Origin of the sequence: Haloarcula rara (assembly GCF_029338235.1) — an archaeon.
Taxonomy (GTDB): domain Archaea; phylum Halobacteriota; class Halobacteria; order Halobacteriales; family Haloarculaceae; genus Haloarcula; species Haloarcula rara.
In genome coordinates this window covers 1,843,620-1,859,252 of sequence record NZ_CP119785.1, presented here as the reverse complement: position 1 = coordinate 1,859,252, position 15,633 = coordinate 1,843,620, and the positions used below count along the sequence as shown (strand labels likewise).

General features: G+C 68.3%; 17 protein-coding genes, 2 pseudogenes and 1 riboswitch. Of the genes and pseudogenes, 7 read left to right on the top strand and 12 right to left on the bottom strand.

Features of this window, described 5'->3' with window-relative positions:
* Positions 1-106: 106 nt before the first annotated feature.
* From P1K32_RS09905 to P1K32_RS17795, 3 genes and pseudogenes are all read left to right on the top strand, one after another.
* On the top strand, positions 107-760 hold the full coding sequence (locus P1K32_RS09905) for an HVO_0476 family zinc finger protein (RefSeq protein WP_276249573.1): 654 nt from the start codon (positions 107-109) through the stop codon (positions 758-760).
* Between the two features lie 76 nt (positions 761-836).
* Positions 837-1,348 (top strand): annotated as a pseudogene (locus tag P1K32_RS09900) (protein-L-isoaspartate O-methyltransferase family protein); the annotation flags it as partial.
* Entirely contained in the window at positions 1,349-1,567 is a 219-nt protein-coding gene (locus tag P1K32_RS17795; RefSeq protein ID WP_379691470.1) for a hypothetical protein, read from the top strand.
* A gap of 72 nt (positions 1,568-1,639) precedes the next feature.
* On the opposite strand, the gene P1K32_RS09895 is transcribed toward P1K32_RS17795, so the two are convergent.
* The 6 genes from P1K32_RS09895 to P1K32_RS09870 all read right to left on the bottom strand — a co-directional run bounded on the left by P1K32_RS09895 (position 1,640) and on the right by P1K32_RS09870 (position 5,852).
* Positions 1,640-2,086, bottom strand: a complete 447-nt coding sequence (locus tag P1K32_RS09895) for a DUF7382 domain-containing protein (RefSeq protein WP_276249572.1) — start codon at positions 2,084-2,086, stop codon at positions 1,640-1,642.
* An 85-nt stretch (positions 2,087-2,171) separates the two neighbouring features.
* Entirely contained in the window at positions 2,172-2,537 is a 366-nt protein-coding gene (crcB, locus tag P1K32_RS09890) for a fluoride efflux transporter CrcB (protein ID WP_276249571.1), read from the bottom strand.
* Entirely contained in the window at positions 2,531-2,920 is a 390-nt protein-coding gene (locus tag P1K32_RS09885; RefSeq protein WP_276249570.1) for a CrcB family protein, read from the bottom strand. Before P1K32_RS09885 ends, crcB begins: the two co-directional genes overlap by 7 nt.
* Positions 2,921-2,928: 8 nt before the next feature.
* Positions 2,929-3,013, bottom strand: a riboswitch (Fluoride riboswitch).
* 48 nt (positions 3,014-3,061) lie between these two features.
* Positions 3,062-4,057, bottom strand: a complete 996-nt coding sequence (locus P1K32_RS09880; protein ID WP_276249569.1) for a metal ABC transporter permease — start codon at positions 4,055-4,057, stop codon at positions 3,062-3,064.
* Entirely contained in the window at positions 4,054-4,806 is a 753-nt protein-coding gene (locus P1K32_RS09875; RefSeq protein WP_276249568.1) for a metal ABC transporter ATP-binding protein, read from the bottom strand. The genes P1K32_RS09880 and P1K32_RS09875 overlap by 4 nt, the downstream gene beginning before the upstream one ends.
* Positions 4,803-5,852, bottom strand: coding sequence for a metal ABC transporter substrate-binding protein (locus tag P1K32_RS09870; RefSeq protein WP_276249567.1), 1,050 nt, complete (start codon positions 5,850-5,852; stop codon positions 4,803-4,805). Before P1K32_RS09870 ends, P1K32_RS09875 begins: the two co-directional genes overlap by 4 nt.
* 136 nt (positions 5,853-5,988) lie before the next feature.
* Here P1K32_RS09870 and P1K32_RS09865 point away from each other — a divergent pair, with 136 nt between their 5' ends.
* Complete coding sequence (locus tag P1K32_RS09865) at positions 5,989-7,146, top strand: aminotransferase class V-fold PLP-dependent enzyme (RefSeq protein ID WP_276249566.1); 1,158 nt, start codon at positions 5,989-5,991, stop codon at positions 7,144-7,146.
* 30 nt (positions 7,147-7,176) lie between these two features.
* Positions 7,177-8,463: an eIF2B alpha/beta/delta subunit family protein gene (locus P1K32_RS09860; RefSeq protein WP_276249565.1), complete on the top strand. Its 1,287-nt coding sequence runs from the start codon at positions 7,177-7,179 to the stop codon at positions 8,461-8,463.
* 39 nt (positions 8,464-8,502) lie between these two features.
* Here P1K32_RS09860 and P1K32_RS09855 read toward each other — a convergent pair whose 3' ends face one another.
* The 4 genes and pseudogenes from P1K32_RS09855 to P1K32_RS09840 form a co-directional block, all read right to left on the bottom strand.
* Positions 8,503-8,784, bottom strand: coding sequence for a hypothetical protein (locus P1K32_RS09855; protein WP_276249564.1), 282 nt, complete (start codon positions 8,782-8,784; stop codon positions 8,503-8,505).
* A gap of 288 nt (positions 8,785-9,072) precedes the next feature.
* Positions 9,073-9,829: pseudogene (locus tag P1K32_RS09850) on the bottom strand (cyclase family protein).
* A 44-nt stretch (positions 9,830-9,873) separates the two neighbouring features.
* On the bottom strand, positions 9,874-10,272 hold the full coding sequence (locus P1K32_RS09845; RefSeq protein ID WP_276249562.1) for a CBS domain-containing protein: 399 nt from the start codon (positions 10,270-10,272) through the stop codon (positions 9,874-9,876).
* A 74-nt stretch (positions 10,273-10,346) separates the two neighbouring features.
* Positions 10,347-11,093 carry an MBL fold metallo-hydrolase gene (locus P1K32_RS09840; RefSeq protein WP_276249561.1) on the bottom strand — a complete coding sequence of 249 codons (747 nt, stop codon included), beginning with the start codon at positions 11,091-11,093 and terminating at the stop codon, positions 10,347-10,349.
* Between the two features lie 196 nt (positions 11,094-11,289).
* On the opposite strand from P1K32_RS09840, the gene P1K32_RS09835 reads away from it, so the two are divergent.
* Together P1K32_RS09835 and otsB are read left to right on the top strand one after the other, a co-directional pair.
* Positions 11,290-12,837, top strand: coding sequence for an alpha,alpha-trehalose-phosphate synthase (UDP-forming) (locus P1K32_RS09835; protein WP_276249560.1), 1,548 nt, complete (start codon positions 11,290-11,292; stop codon positions 12,835-12,837).
* On the top strand, positions 12,834-13,652 hold the full coding sequence (gene otsB / locus P1K32_RS09830; RefSeq protein WP_276249559.1) for a trehalose-phosphatase: 819 nt from the start codon (positions 12,834-12,836) through the stop codon (positions 13,650-13,652). The genes P1K32_RS09835 and otsB overlap by 4 nt, the downstream gene beginning before the upstream one ends.
* Before the next feature lie 63 nt (positions 13,653-13,715).
* Here the strand turns inward: otsB and P1K32_RS09825 are convergent, their stop codons facing one another.
* Positions 13,716-14,741 (bottom strand): AbrB/MazE/SpoVT family DNA-binding domain-containing protein, encoded by a 1,026-nt coding sequence (locus tag P1K32_RS09825; protein WP_276249558.1) that lies wholly within the window; start codon positions 14,739-14,741, stop codon positions 13,716-13,718.
* A 5-nt stretch (positions 14,742-14,746) separates the two neighbouring features.
* Positions 14,747-15,631: a phosphate ABC transporter ATP-binding protein PstB gene (pstB, locus tag P1K32_RS09820; protein WP_276249557.1), complete on the bottom strand. Its 885-nt coding sequence runs from the start codon at positions 15,629-15,631 to the stop codon at positions 14,747-14,749.
* Positions 15,632-15,633 lie beyond the last annotated feature (2 nt).

The window sequence follows — 15,633 nt, the reverse complement described above, 5'->3', positions numbered from 1 at the left end:
TGGTCTCGCTGAAGCGATAAATTTGTTTGGCAAGGAGAGTGAGAAAGCGAACCACGCGTAGCGCCGGTGCGACGACCATTTACGCCCCCGCGGAGAACACGTCCGTATGAGCGACGCGACACCCGGGGAGCGAATCGGGCTCCCCTGTCCGGCCTGTTCGCCGGACATCGAGACGGTTCACGAGGTACTGAAGCCCGGCGGCCACGTCACGGTCCGCTGTACGGAGTGTGACCACGTCCACAAAGAGACGCTGCCGGAGGACACCACGGTCCAGCGCGACGTCGTCGTCTCGCAGGACGGCGAATCGTTCAAAGCACAGGTCGACGTTCCCGAGGGCGAACAGCTGGCCGTCGGTGAGGAGTTCCTGCTGGAGACCGAAGAGGCAGTCGTCTCCGCCCGCATCACCAGCCTGGAGACCGACGAGGGGCGCACCGAAGAAGCCCCGGTCGAGGCCGTCGGGACCATCTGGTCGCGCGCGGTCGGGAACGTCGCGGTCAACGTCACCATGCACCCGAAGGACGGCCGCCACGACGAGACCGAGAGCTTCAAGCTCCAGGTCCCCGGCGACTACGAGTTCACCGTCGGCGAGACCGAGCAGTTCGGCGACGAGGAGTTCACTGTCGAGGGCATCCACGTCCGCGACGACGCCGAAGGCTACCAGCACGAGAAGCTGGATTTCGACGGCGACATGGTGTTCGCGAAGGACATTAACCGCCTCTACGTCCGCGACGAGTCCTCGACCGCCTGGTCGGCCTGGTAGCCGGACTGACCGCCCGACGGCGACGGGTCGGGACCGGCGTCGGGCCATTCTTATAGTTCCGGTTGGAATCTCGACTATGGACCCAGCGGTGCTCCGGGGCGACATGGTCGACAGCCTGCAACACGAGAGCAAGGGCGTCGTCCAGAGCGAGTGGCTCTCGGCAGCGATGCGGTCGGTCCCGCGCGAGGCCTTCGTCGGCGAGCAGCAGGCCTACTCGGACCGGCCCTTCGAGCGACTGGGGACCCGCGTCCTCTCGCCGAGTACGGCCGCTCGCCTGCTGGAGGCGCTCGCCCCCGAGGCGGGCGACGAGGTGCTCGTCGTCGGCGCCGGCGTCGGCTACACGGCCGCTGTGCTGGCCGAGCGAGTCGGCGCCGCCCGCGTGCAGGCCATCGACATCACCCGCCGGCTCGTCTACGAAGCGCGCTCGAACCTCGCCGAGGCGGGCCACGAGGCCGTCCTCGTGGACCGCCGCGACGGCGCCAGGGGCTGCCAGAGTACGCCCCCTACGACCGGATTCTACTGGAGGCGGCGGCTATCGAACCGCCCCGGGCCCTGCTCGACCAGCTGGCCGACGACGGGCGACTGGTGATGCCACTCGGCGCGAACGAGCAGACGCTGGCTATCGTCGACGCCGACGGCCGGGCCGAGCGCCTGGGCAGCGTCGCCTTCCAGCCGATGCTCGTCGAGGGCGAGCAGGCCGACACCGTCGAGCGCAACCGGACCCGCCGCGAGGACCGCGAGCGCGCCGAGCGGTCGGCCCAGTCCCGCGCCGGCTGGGAGCAAGACTGGATAGACTGGGACGCGTAGCCGGGGGGACCATCGCACGTCCGACCGCGCCGCAGTCCTGGGGCCGGTCTGAGATTCGTCACGACTGATACGCTACTTGTTTCTCACCACCAGTAGCTCCGTGTTCGACTGTTCGTCACGGTAGTTCCCGCTCGACGGCGGTTTCACCGAGAACGTTACCGTCCCCTCTTGCTGGTTCGGCCCCAACGATGGGTCCAGCGACAGCTCCGCTTCGCCGTCGTCGCCGACCTTTGCCGTCGTGACGCTGTCGAGTGTGGCCGTCCCGCTCTTTGCGACCACCGTTGCGCCGGCGACCGGCGACCCCTTCGGGTCGACGACGGTGACCGTCACGTCGGTGTCGCCCGGCCCCGTCACCTCGGGGTCGGGTTCGACGTCGACCTCTGTCACCTGGAGTGTTTCCACCCCCGATATCGTGCTCATCATCACCCCGAGACAGGCCACGCCGACGACCAGCGCGATGACCAGCCTGATTGGGAGCCCCTCTATCGCCCGTTCGTCACGCCACAGTGAGTACAGCATAGGCCGGGGTGGTCGCGGGTTCATATTTGAATGGTCGGGCAAAAATCAAAGGGCGAGGACGGGACCAGGGAACGGGGGCAGCGTCCTACAGGCCGACCAGCGCGACGAGGCCCCACGCCAGCCCGATGGCCGCCAGTGCGCCGAGCAGGTTCGCGATGGCGTTGAATCCGGCCTGCAGGTGCCTGCCCGACTCCCAGAGGTGGACGGTGTCGAAGGAGAACGACGAGAACGTCGTGAACGAGCCGCAGGCGCCGGTGCCGACGAACAGCAGGATGTCGCTCCCGAGACCCGCGAAGGTGACCAGCGCGAGGACGAAGCTCCCGGCGATGTTGACGGTGAGCGTCCCCATCGGGAACCCCTCGACGTCGACCGCCGCGCCGAGATAGTGCCGGCAGAGGGCGCCGATGGCGCCGCCGGTCCCGACCAGATGGGCGGGCTCGATGCTCACCATCGGTGCTCCCTCCGTTCGAGGACGGCGACGGCCTGGCGGGCCAGCAAGACACCGCCGAAGCCAAGCGCGTAGCTGGCGGCGACGTTGGCCACGGCCCACTCGGGCGTCAGGGCGGTCTCAACGGCGAAGGTGCTGTAGGTGGTAAACGAGGAGAGGAAGCCGGTAGTCGCGGCCAGCTTTGTCTCGTCGGCCAGGAGGCCCAGATGCATCGCCTCGTACAGCAGGAAGCCAAGCGCGAAGCTCCCCAGGGCGTTGACCAGGAGCGTGCCCTGTAGCCCGGGGACCAGTGACCCGACGAAGTACCTGAGGTTCGAGCCGGCGAAGCCGCCGATACCGATAAGGACAATCGTTTCGACCGTCAGCAGTGGGTGTGACTCTGTCATAGCGACTGGCTGGAGAAGGAGTCATCAACCCCGTCGCGACCGCAGCGAGCGACCGGGTGGTTGGGGCAGGCGGACTCCATCGCCCGTCGTGAGAGAGATATTTACGAGTCCAGATATATCGGTTCCGAAATCCTCGCTCGGTCAGTCCGCGTCCGTCTCCTCGGCACCGGCCGGACCCGCGACCGGGGCCGTCGTGTCGCCGACGCGGTCCTTTAGCTTGCCGAGGCCGACGGCAGCGACGTAGATGGCGACGGCCACGAGGACGATGACCCCGCCCGCAGTCGCCTCGGCGTAGTAGGCGACGCCGATACCCAGCAACACCGCCAGTTCGGCCAGTACGACCGAGACGAGGATGGACTCGCTGAAGCTCCGGGAGACCTGCGTCGCGCCGGCGACGGGGACGACGAGCATCGCGGCGACGAGGATGACGCCCATTATCTGCATCGCGCCGACGACGACCATCGCCGTCAGCATCACCGTCACGCGGTTGTACCAGCGGACCGGGAGCCCGGAGACGGCGGCGGCGGTCTCGTCGAAGGTGACATAGAGCAGCTGGTTGCGCGTGACGGCGACGACACCGACGATAACCGTAAAGAGCGCGAGCAGGATGGCCGCGTTCTCGGCCGAGACCGTCGAGAGGTTCCCGAAGAGGAACTGGTTGACACCGACGGAGAGCCCCCCGGCGTTGAGGCTGATGAGCGTCGTCCCCAGGGCGAAGCCCGTCGAGAGGACGATAGCCATCGAGACGTCGTTGTCGGCGTCGGTCGCCTCGGTGATGAGTTCGATACACAGCGCGGCGAGCATCGCGACGACGACCGCCGTCAGATACGGCGAGACGCCCAGGTCGAGGACCGCGTTGAGAAACAGGCCAATGGCGACCCCGGCGAAGGCGGTGTGGGCGAGCGCGTCGCCGATGAGCGCGAGCTGCCGATGGACGAGAAAGGTGCCGATGAGCGGGGCCATCACGCCGATGCAGATGCCGACGAGAATTGCCCGGTGCATGAACCCGTACTGGAGCAGTTCCAGCCCGGTCGCGGCGGCGAGCCAGTCCATGAGCCCGGACCAGAGCGCGAGCACCCAGTAGAAGGGCGCAAAGACGAGGTCGAGCGGGCCGGTCTGTAGCGCGAGGGCGCTCATTTCTCGTCCCCCACGAGGCTCGCCGCGGTCCCGAACGCTCGGCCCAGGGCGTCGCCCGCGACGAACTCGTCGGTCGGGCCGTCGAAGTAGACCTCGCGGTTGAGACAGACGACGCGCTCGGCGTGTTCGGTGACGGCGCCGAGGTCGTGCTCGATGAGCAGGACGGTGATGCCCTCGGCGTGGAGCGAGTCGAGCAGCTCGTAGAAGTCGGCGACGGACTCGACGTCGACGCCGACGGTCGGCTCGTCGAGTACTAGCAAGTCGGCCTCACCCGCCAGCGCCCGGGCGATGAAGGCCCGCTGGCGCTGGCCGCCCGAGAGCTGTGTCACCCGCCGGTCGCTGAAGGCAGTCATCCCGACGGTCTCGATAGCGTCGTCGACGACGGCCCAATCCGAGGCGGAGAGCCGGCCGAAGCCGACGTGGGGGAATCGTCCCATCTTGACGACCTCCCGGACCGTGATGGGCATCGATTTCGCGGCGCTGGCGTGCTGGGCGACGTAGCCCAGTCTGTCGCCGTCGTCGAACGTGCTGGCGGGTTCCCCGAACAGCCGGGCCCGGCCGGTGTCGGGTTCGAGCAGGCCGAGCGCGAGTCGCATGAGCGTGGACTTGCCCGAGCCGTTCGGGCCGACGACGGCGACGTACTCGCCCGCGTCGATTTCCAGTGTGATATCTTCGACGACCGGCGTAGCCGTGTAGCCGAAGGTCACGCCGTCGAGGGCAACCACGGGGTCTGCGGTCTGGTCGCTCATTCGAAGTTCCGCCACTCCTCGGCCCAGCCGTCGGGGCCGGCGTCTTCGGGCGCCGTGTTGCCGAGGACGACCTCGAAGGTGGGCATGTTGATGGTGTCCGCTATCTCCTCGTAGCCCCACTCTTTGGCCACCCAGTCCTCTCGGACGCCGGCGTAGGGCGTCACCGGGAAGTACGCCTCGACGCGGGTCTCGGAAAGCAGTTGCCTGGCCGGCCGACGGGACTCGAAGACGCCGTTGGCGATGTATCGGATGTCGTTCTCCCTGATGAACGCCTGGGCGTCCCGCATATCCGCTGGCGTCACGTCGTCACTGGCGGCCAGATTCGTCACGATGGGGCGCATCTCGACGCCGTAGGCGACGCCGATGTACTGGAAGGCGTTGTGAGCGGCCAGTTGCACCACGTCCCGCTCGGCGGCGTCGAAGATAGCCCGGTAGTCGTCGTCGATGCGCGCTAGAACGTCGGATTTGTACGTCTCGGCGTTCTCGCGGAAGGTGTCCTCGTGGTCGGGCAGCAGGTCGACAAAGCCCTCGGTGATGTTGTCGACCGACTGCGCGGCCCGCTGTGGGTCGAGCCAGAAGTGCGGGTCCTTCCCCTGCTCCTCGCCGACGCCCTCCTCGTCGGGGTCCAGCGACGCCGCCAGGTCGACGAGTTCGACGCCCTCCCGGACGTTGATGAGTGCCGTGTCGACGTCGTCGTCTTGCAGCGTCTGGATGGCACGGTCGGCCCACGGCTGGAACCCCGGGCCGACGTGGACGAAGGCGTCGGCCTCGATGACGTCCCGCGTGACGCTGGCGTTTGGCTCCCACCCGTGGCCGTGCAGCCCCGTCGGGACGAGGTTCTCCACGGTCAGGGGCGTCTCGCGCGCTATCTCGCGGCCGAAGTCGTAGAAACTGAAGAAGGAGGCCACCGCCACCGGGTCGCGCGAGGCCGCGCTCCCGCCGAGACAGCCCGCAAGTCCGGTCGCGAGGAGTCCGCCACCGGCGGCGAGCACCTGGCGACGTGAGCGGCCCCGTCTGTCCGTCGTCTGTCGCGTCTCGTTCGTCATTACGGGAGATAGGGCGCGCCAACTTATTAATCGTTGTTATCGAACTATTTATTTAGACTAGTCTAATCCATGTCCCGCCCCCGCAACTGGGCCCCTGGGGCACAGGGCTGAAGAGCCCAGTCGGCCACGACTACGTATGGACCCTGCGGAGCTTCGCGCGGCGATACCCGCGCTCGACCGCTGTACGTACTGCAACACGGGCGCGAGCGGGCCCAGCCCGCGCAACGTCGTCAGAGCGGCGACCGACTTTCTGGAGCACCACGCCTTCGAGGCCCCGGCCGAGGAGGGGCCTTACACCGTCGCCTTCGACGCCCTCGAAGCGGCCCGCGAGGTCGCCGCCAGCCATCTCGGCGCTCGGCCCGAAGACGTCGCGCTCACGCGGAGCACGGCCGACGGCATCAACCTCGTCGCGAACGCCATCGACTGGCAGCCCGGCGACGTGGTCGTCCGGACCGACCTCGAACACCCCGCCGGGACCCTTCCCTGGGACCGGCTGGCAGACACCCACGACGTCGAGGTCCGGGTGGTGGAAACCGAGGCCGGGCGGGTGGACATGGACGACCTGAAAGACGCCGTAGACGGCGCCAGATTGCTGCTCACCAGCTCACTGACCTGGAGCCACGGGACCCAGTTGCCGGTCGGCGAGATGGTCGACATCGCGCACGACGCGGGTGAGCCGAGTAACGCGAGGCGATCCTCGTCGGACCGTCGGTCCGACGGTGGCGCGCAGGTGCTCGTCGACGCCGTCCAGTCCGTCGGGCAACACCCCGTCGACGTCGGGGAGTGGGGCGCGGACTTCGTCGCGACGGCGGGCCACAAGTGGCTGCTGGGCGTGTGGGGCAGCGGGATGCTGTACGCCGACCCCGACGCGCTCGCCCGCCTCCGCCAGACCCGCATCGGCTACCGGAGCGTCCAGGATATGGGCGCCGACGAGTACACCTACCACGAGGGCGCCCGCCGCTTCGAGGTCGGGACCACTTCGCCGGCGCCCTACGTCGCGCTCGCGGAGGCCATCGAGACGATGGAGTCCGTGGGGCTCGATACCGTCGAGTCCCGCGTCGCGGGCCTGACCGACCGGCTCAAGGAGGGCCTCGGCGACCGTCTGCTGAGCCCCGAGCGCTACGAATCCGGCCTCGTCACGTTCGAGGCCGACGACCCCGAGGCGACCGTCGAGCGACTCGGCGAGCAGGGCATCGTCGTGCGGTCGCTCCCCCACCCGGAAGCCGTGCGGGCGTCGATTCACGTGTTCAATACGCCCGGGGAGATCGACCAGTTGCTGGACGCTGTGGCATAGCTTGATTGGGTCGCCGGCCTTCGCTGCGGTATGGACGAACGGTCGGTCGTCACCTGCTTCCTGCGTAACGACGGCGAGCTACTGCTCCTCCGGCGCAGCGACGCCGTCGGAAGCTATCGGGGGCGCTGGGGCGGCGTGGCAGGACACGTCAGAGACGATGACGGCCAGGAGCAAGCGCCCGAAACAGCCGCACGGGCCGCAATCGAAGCGGAGACCGGGCTGGCAGACGCCGTCTCGCTCGTCCGTTCGGGCGAGCCCGTCAGTGTGGACGACGGCGAGTACCGCTTTCTGGTCCACCCCTTCCTCTTCGACTGTGACTCGCGAGCGGCCGAGACGAACGAGGAGACCGCCGGGCACGAGTGGGTCCACGCACCCGAAATCCTGCGCCGGGAGACGGTCCCACGCCTCTGGACCAGCTACGACCGGGTCCGTCCGCGAGTGGCGACACTTTCCGACCGCACGCACGGGTCGGCGTGGCTCTCCCTGCGCGGGCTCGAGACGCTGCGGGACGAGACAGCCCTCGCAGTCGAAGGGCACGACGACGCCGGTGAGACGAGCGAGCGGGCGGGCGACGACTGGGCGGCGCTGGCCGACCTGGCCCGTCGCCTGCGGGACGCCCGGCCCGCGATGGCAGTGCTGGAAAACCGCAGCAACCAGGTGATGACGGCCGCGAGCGACGAGGAGACCCCAGCGGCTATCGAGCGGGCCGCCCGCGGCGCCATCGAACAGTCCGTCGGGGCGGACCGCGAGGCCGCGCGGGTGGCCGCGTCGGAACTCCCGGCGCGGGTGGCGACGCTCTCGCGGTCGGGAACCGTCGCGGCGGCGCTCCGGCAGGGCGACCCCGAGGCGGTGCTGGTGGCCGAGTCCCGACCCGGCGGCGAGGGGGTCGGCGTGGCCGAGTCGCTCGCCGAGTCGACGGGCGTGACGCTGACGACGGACGCGGCGCTGCCGTTCGAACTCGACGAGTGGAACGCCGAGGCGGTACTGGTCGGGGCCGACCGGGTGTTGCCCGACGGCAGCGTCGTCAACAAGGTGGGCACCCGCGGGGCTGCTCTGGCGGCGGCTGCGGCGGGCATCGACTGCCTCGTCGTCGCGGCCAGCGACAAGGTCGCCGCCGACGGGCGCTACGACCTCGAAGCCCGCGACCCCGGCGAGCTGTACGACGGCGAGGCCGACGTTCGCGTAGCGAACCCGACCTTCGACGTGACGCCGGCCGACGCCGTCACGGCGGTCCTGACCGAGCAGGGCCGGCTCTCGACGGCGGAAGTCGGAGCCGTGGCAGCCGCTCACCGGGAGTGGGCGGCGTGGGAGACGTAGCGGCGAAGAGCAGGGGCCTCGCGCCCCCGAAAACAGCGGTTACGTCCGTCGGCGCACGGCGAACACCGCACCGACCAGTCCGGCGACCAGTCCGACCGTCACCCCGAAGCCCGGCCCGGAGCCGGAGCTCGCCGGCGTCGGCGAGTCGTAGGTCACCGGCGAGCCGCTGGGCGACGTGACCGGGCGGTCGGACGGCCCCTGGTCGGCCGTCTCGTTGCCCGACTCGGGAGTCGGGGTGTCGGTCGTCTGCTGGGCCGCCACCGGCGACGCCAGCACGCCGACGCAGACGACGGCCGCGACGAGGAGCAAGAGACGGTTCACGCGGCCCCACCCCCGGCGGCCCCGCCGTCGGTCCGCGCGTCGCTTGCGGCTTCGATGCTCGTGTCCGCAGTGGTTTCGTAGTTCATCATCGGTAATCTGTCGACGACCCCGCACCGGTGGCCACTCCCGGATATGCGTGGGTACAGCCGTCATCCCGTATCCAGTAGAGAGTGTTTGTTAAATTAATCGATAGAGTCGTAAATATTGCCCCTCTGGCCCCGAAAAAGACGGGAAGGGCGACCTATCGGCGCGGTCGACTCCCGGCCAGCGGCCCGCCCACGGCGGCGGTCAGTCCCAGCGTGCGACGGCTCGCACCGGGGCGCCGTCGCCGTCGGCGAGCGCGAGCGGGACGGCGGCGAGTTCGAACCGCTCGGGAACGTCGCCGAGGTTCGTCAGGTTCTCTACGACGAGCCGGTCGTTCCCGAGCAGTTCGTGGTGGGCCGGCACCCCCGACGGCGTGGTCGTCGGTCGCGTGCGGGTCGCCGCTCCCGCCCGCCCCGTCGGTCGCGTGCGGGTCGCCGCTCCCGCCCGCCCCGTCGGTCGCGTGCGGGTCGCCGCTCCCGCCCGCCCCGTCGGTCGCGCCCGGACCTGGAGCCGGCGTCGGGTCGACGTTGAGCGCGTCGACGGCCACGTCGTAGCCCTGCTCGGCGCAGTGGCGGGCCGCGGCGGGCGTGAGATAGGGGTGGGCGAGGTAGTCGGCGTCACCCCAGTATCGGCCCCAGCCGGTCCACAGGACGACGGCCTCGGCGTCGACCGTCGGGAGGTCGGCGGGCCGAATCGCCTCGCGGGCGGAGAGATGGCGCAGGTCCACACGGACCGCGTCGCGGACGAACCGCGAGACGGGAAAGCCGTCGATAGCCCTGCCGTCGGGTTCGGTGTGACTCGGCGCGTCGACGTGGGTGCCGGTGTGGCTGCCACACGAGAGCGCCGAGACGCGGTAGCCGTCGGCGGCCATCGTCGCGTGAGCGTCGACGCTGACGGCGGGGTCGCCGGGGTACACCGGCATCCCGGACTCGACGGGCTGGGAGAGGTCGGCGATGGGCATACCCCACCTCGTTGGGCCAGGTGATTAGCGCTGGCGGGTCACACCTAGGCCTGGAGATACGCGAGATGCGCGGTGAGGTCCGTCGTGGAGAACATCCCGACGACGGTGCCGTCCTCGTCTTCCACCGGCAGGTGCTGGATGTCGTGGGACATCATCCTGGCGGCGGCCTCCACCATCGTGGCGTCCGCGCCGACGGATGCCACGTCGGTCGTCATGTACTGCTCGACGGTGTCGCCGGCCGAGGAACGCTCGCCGGTCGCAAGCTCCAGGAAGTCCGTGCTGGTCAGAATCCCCTCCAGATGCCCGTCCGAATCCACGACGACGAGCGAACTGATATCGTGGTCGAGGAGGCGTTTCGAGGCATCGTCCATAGCCGTATCGGCGGTAGCAGTCACGAGGTCGTCGCTCATCAGACCGTCCACGGAAACATCCGTAATCTCCATAGCTAGACAACCACACCCAATACTGTAAATCTATTGTTAATACAATATTTATGACGAGTTCGGCGCGGACACGCTCACCGCTCGTCCAGCACGACCGGAATCCCCGCCTCGGCCACGTCGGCGGCGAACTCGCGGGAGTCGGCTTCCAGATTCGAGAAGGTGTTGTAGTGGACCGGCATGACGAGTCGGGGTTCGATAGTCGCCGCCAGCCCGGCGGCCTCGTGGCGGTCCATCGTCGCCCGCGGACCGATGGGCGGACAGAAGACCGAGGTCTCGAGCGTTCGGTGGCCCGGCAACACGTCGCTGTCACCGGGGTAGTAGACACGGGTGCCGTCGACCGCGACCATGAACCCACAGCCAAAGCCCTCCGGGTGGTAGGGGGTGCCGTCCGGCAGCGTGTGCGGGCCGTCGGGTTCGTTGTGGGCCGGCGAGGTCCAGACGGGAACGCCGTCGACGTCGATTTTCGATTTGGCGTCGACGGTCCGGACCTCGTAGGGGAGGTCGACGATAGAGGGGAGGTCTCGCTCGACGTCGCGGCCATCGATGCCTTCGAAGGCAACTATAGTGGTGTCCTCGTTGGCGACCCGCTCGATGCCCTCTGGGTCGTAGTGATGGACGTGGGTGACACAGACGACGTCGGCGTCCTCTGCGCGGTAGTCGGTCGCCGGCGGATGGCCGATACCGTCGCTGTGTGGCTCCCACTCCCCCGTGAGGACACCGTAGCGACCGGGGTCGGTGTACACCACGCAGTCCTCGCCCGCGATGCGTATCGTGGCGTAGCCCAGCCAGTCGATAGTCAGTCCCTCGTGGCGGACGGTCATTGGCGGGGATTCGTGGGGCCACTGGCATAAACCGGTGGTTTTCCCGCGCCGTCGCAGGTATTGGGACGGTCGAGGAAGCGCCGACAGAGCCACCGCTCTCAATCGCCGTTAGAGCACCGCTATCTCCGATTCGTTCGTCGAGGTGGCAGCTGCAAGCCGTTCGTATATATTAGTTCGGTTCGACATTTTACGTCAGATGAGCAACAATACGACCGGTGCGGACGACGCCGACCCGGACGGAGCCCAGTCGACCGACTGGGCGGACGCCATCGGGTCGGGCGGGCTCGTCGTGGTGTCGAACCGACAGCCCTATAGCCACACCTACGACGGCGACGACATCGCCGTCGAGGTCCAGGCCGGCGGCCTGACGGCCGGGCTGGACCCGGTGATGCAGTCGGTGGGCGGGACGTGGGTAGCGTGGGGCGACGGCGACGCCGACCGGGAGGTCGTCGACGAGAACGACTGTGTCCCGGCCCCGCCCGAGGACCCCGGCTACACGCTCCGTCGCGTCTGGCTCGACGAGGACGAGGTCGACGACTATTACTACGGGTTCAGCAACCAGGTGCTCTGGCCCATCTGTCACTCGGCGCTGACGAACGTCAGGGAGTGGGAGCGCTACTGGGAGCAGTACCAGTCGGTCAACGAGCGGTTCGTCGACGCCGTCGAGGCCCACACCGACCCCGGCGACATCGTCTGGTTCCAGGACTACCACTTCGCGCTCGCGCCCGCCATCGCCCGCGAGCGAGTCGCCGACGAGACCGTGTTGATGCAGTTCTGGCACATCCCCTGGCCGGCCTGGGACACCTTCCGGGGCTGTCCCCACGGCGAGGCGATACTCGAGGGACTGCTCGGCAACGACCTGCTCGTCTTTCACGTCCCCAGATACCGGGAGAACTTCCTGCACTGCGTCGAGACGGCGCTGGACGAGGCCGAGGTGGACCACGAATCGGGGATGGTGACCTACGACGGCTACGAGACGCAGGTCACGGAGTTCCCAATGGGCGTCGAGGTGGACAAGATCGCCGAGCGGGCGGGCAGTAGCGAGGCCGACGAGTTCTGGGCAGACTTTACCGAGACGTACAACGTCGCCGACACCGTCGCCGTCGGCGTCGACCGGCTTGACTACAGCAAGGGCATCCCCGAGCGACTCCGGGCCCTGGAGCAGTTCTGGGAGCGAAACCCCGAGTGGCAGGGGAAGCTCACGTACGTCGAGAAGGGCAGCGAGACCCGCACCCAGATAGACGCCTACCAGGCCATCCAGGAACGCATCGCGGCGGCCGTCGAGCGCGTCAACGACCGGTTTGGCACCGACGACTGGACGCCCGTCCTCTCCTTCGAGGAGTACATCTCGCCGGAGGCGCTTGCGAGCCTCTACCGCCACAGCGACCTGGCGCTCATCAGTCCGCTCCGGGACGGGATGAACCTCGTCGCCCAGGAGTACGTCGCGGCCCAGATAGACGAGGACGGCGTGCTCATCCTCAGCGACCAGGCGGGCGCGGGCCGGATGCTCGACGCCGCACTCATGGTGAAACCCCAGAACACCGGCGCCTTCACCGACGCCATCGAGGAGGCGCTGTCGATGCGCCATGCCGAGAAGCGTGCCCGGATGCAACGCCTCCGCGAACAGGTGGCCGAGAACGACCTCGCGACCTGGACCGGGCTGAACCTCCGGGCAGCCATGGCACTGCGCGACGGGGAAGGGTCGGTGAGAGAGCCGGAGCTCCCGACGGGGGGAAAACCATGACGGCCCAGCAGCAGACGCCGGTCGCGAACGTCTACAGCATCGACCGACAGCTCGGGGCGGCCGACGGGCTGTTGGTCGCGCTGGACTTCGACGGGACGCTCGCGCCGATCGAAGACGACCCGGACGCCCCCGAGATAACGCCGGCCAACCGGCGGGCGGTCGAGCGGCTTGTTTCCCACCCCGACACGATGGTGGCCGTCGTCTCCGGGCGCCAGCTGGCCGACCTCCGCCCGCGGGTCGGCATCGAGGGCATCCGCTACGTCGGCAACCACGGACTGGAGTACACCGTCGACGGCGAGCGGGAGGTCCACCCGGAGGCCGAGGCGCGGATGGATGACCTCCAGACCGTCCGCGAGGAGATAGAAGCGCGCCTCGCGGACATGGAAGGCGTCCACGTCGAGGACAAGGCGGTCACCCTCACCGTCCACTACCGGCGGGCGAAAGACGCCTCGGCCGAGGAGGTCACGGCCATCGTGAACGAGGTCGTCGACCCCGTTACGGGACTGAAGACCGGCAGCGGCAAGATGATAGTCGAGGTCAAACCGACCGTCGACTGGCACAAGGGCGCCATCGTCGAGTGGCTGGCCGACGAGGTGCCGGCCTCCTGGCGGACGGTGTACGTCGGCGACGACACGACCGACGAGGACGCGTTCAGGGTGCTCGAAGAGGGCGATTTCGGCGTGCTCGTCGGCGAGCGTTCGACCGCCGCCGACTACCGCGTCCCGGCCCAGTGTGAGGTGTCACGGCTCCTCAACTGGCTGCTCGGGGTCCTCGACGGCGAGATGCCCGAGGAGGAGCACGACGGGGAACAATAGGGTCGCGAAAACGGCTTTCCGGTGGGACTCACGCTGGGAGCAACGGAACCACGCCGACAGTCCCTAGGGCGCCTGCCCGACCGCGACCGACGCCGACGAGCAGCGCTCGCGCAGCAGCGATTGCAGACCGACCTCGGCGACGGTACCGGCGCTCTCGGTCGTGCGCCGGAGCGCGTCGACGGCGTGGGTGAGTCGGTAGTCGGCGGCGTCGGTCTCGTACAGCCGGCGGTCGAAGGCGCGGATGTCCGCGACCAGTTCGTCGCGGTCGTCGAGACAGCGGCGAGCGGCGGCCGTGTCGCCTGCGTCCTCGAGGACGACGCCCACCGACTCGCGAACGAGGTCGCGGCTGCGGTCGGCCAGGTCGTCGACATCGGCGGCGAGCGCGGCGTCGACGGGGTCGTCGAGCCGGTCGGCAGTCGTCGCTATCCGGTCGGCGTGGTCGACGACGCGGGCGAGTTCGCGGGCGGTGACCCAGCGGTCGAACAGGGCCGGGCGGGTCAGTCCCAGCGCGTCCATCACCGACAGCGAATCCAACCCGCGCTGGACGTAGTGGTCGACCATCGCGGCGATGCGGTCGGTGCTGTCACCCTGTCCGCTCGGGGCTTCGAGGGTCGCGGCCGTCAGGGCGGCCGTGGCCTCGCGGTGGGCCGACAGCGCCGCGAACTGGAGCTGTCGGACCGACTGGGTTATCGACACCTCCTCGACGTCCAGCAGCGACCGGACCTGGACGGCGTCGTCGCTCGAGTCGGTGACCGTGACGCCGGTCAGGTTTCGGGTGACCCGCTCGACCCGCCGATGGGTTTCCTCGGTGACGCCGTCGGAGAACTCGAGTTCTAGGGCGTCGATGCCAGCGGCGTAGGCCGCCCACAGCGTGCGTTCGAGTGTCGCCGAGTCGACATCGACGACCGACAGCGTCAGCGGCTCAACACCAGCCTCCCCGACGTCCGTCTGGACCACCAGCGTGCCGTCGATGTGGCTGTGCAAGGCGACGACCGCACCCGGCTCGATGTCGGCCGCCGTGGCCCACTCCTTGGGCAGGGAGACGGTGTAGGTGCCGCCGCCGACCTGCTGTATCTTGCGTGTCTCCATCGCGCTCACCCGAACTTCCCAGTGATGTAGTCCTCGACGCGCTGGCTATCGGGGTTCTCGAAGATTTTGTTCGTATCGTCGAACTCCACCAGCTCCCCGCCGGTGAGGAAGACGGCGGTCGTATCCGAGATGCGTGCGGCCTGTTGCATGTTGTGGGTGACGATGACGACCGTGTACTCCTCGGCCAGCTCCTCGATGAGGTCCTCTATCTTCGAGGTCGCGATGGGGTCAAGCGCCGAGGCGGGCTCGTCCATCAGGATGACTTCGGGGTCGACCGCGATGGCGCGGGCGATACAGAGGCGCTGCTGTTGCCCACCCGAGAGGTTCAGCGCGCTCTTATCGAGCTGGTCTTTGACCTCGTCCCACAGCGCGGCCTTCTTCAGGGATTCTTCGACGACCGCGTCGACGTCTACGTCCATGTTCTGGACGGACAGCCCGTAGGCGACGTTGTCGTAGATGCTCTTGGGGAAGGGGTTGGGGTGCTGGAACACCATCCCGATTCGCCGACGCAGCGCGATTGGGTCGACGTCGTCGTCGTAGACGTTCTTGCCGTTGAACGTGAGTTCGCCCTCGACACGGCAGATATCGATGAGGTCGTTCATGCGGTTGATACACCGCAGGAACGTCGACTTGCCACAGCCAGAGGGCCCTATCATCGCGGTGACCTGATTCTCGGGAATCGCCAGGTCGATGCCCTGCAGCGCCTGTGTCTCGCCGTAGTACACGTCGAGATTACGGGACTCGATGACAGTGTCTGCGTTCGCCGTGGTGTGGCTACGCTCGCTGTCTACCGAAATCGACTGTTCGACCAGTGGTTCGCTCGTCGGGTCTTCGGTCGATGTTGACTGTGACTCGGTGCTTGCGGTCGTGTTGAGGTTTTCGTTAGCCATTG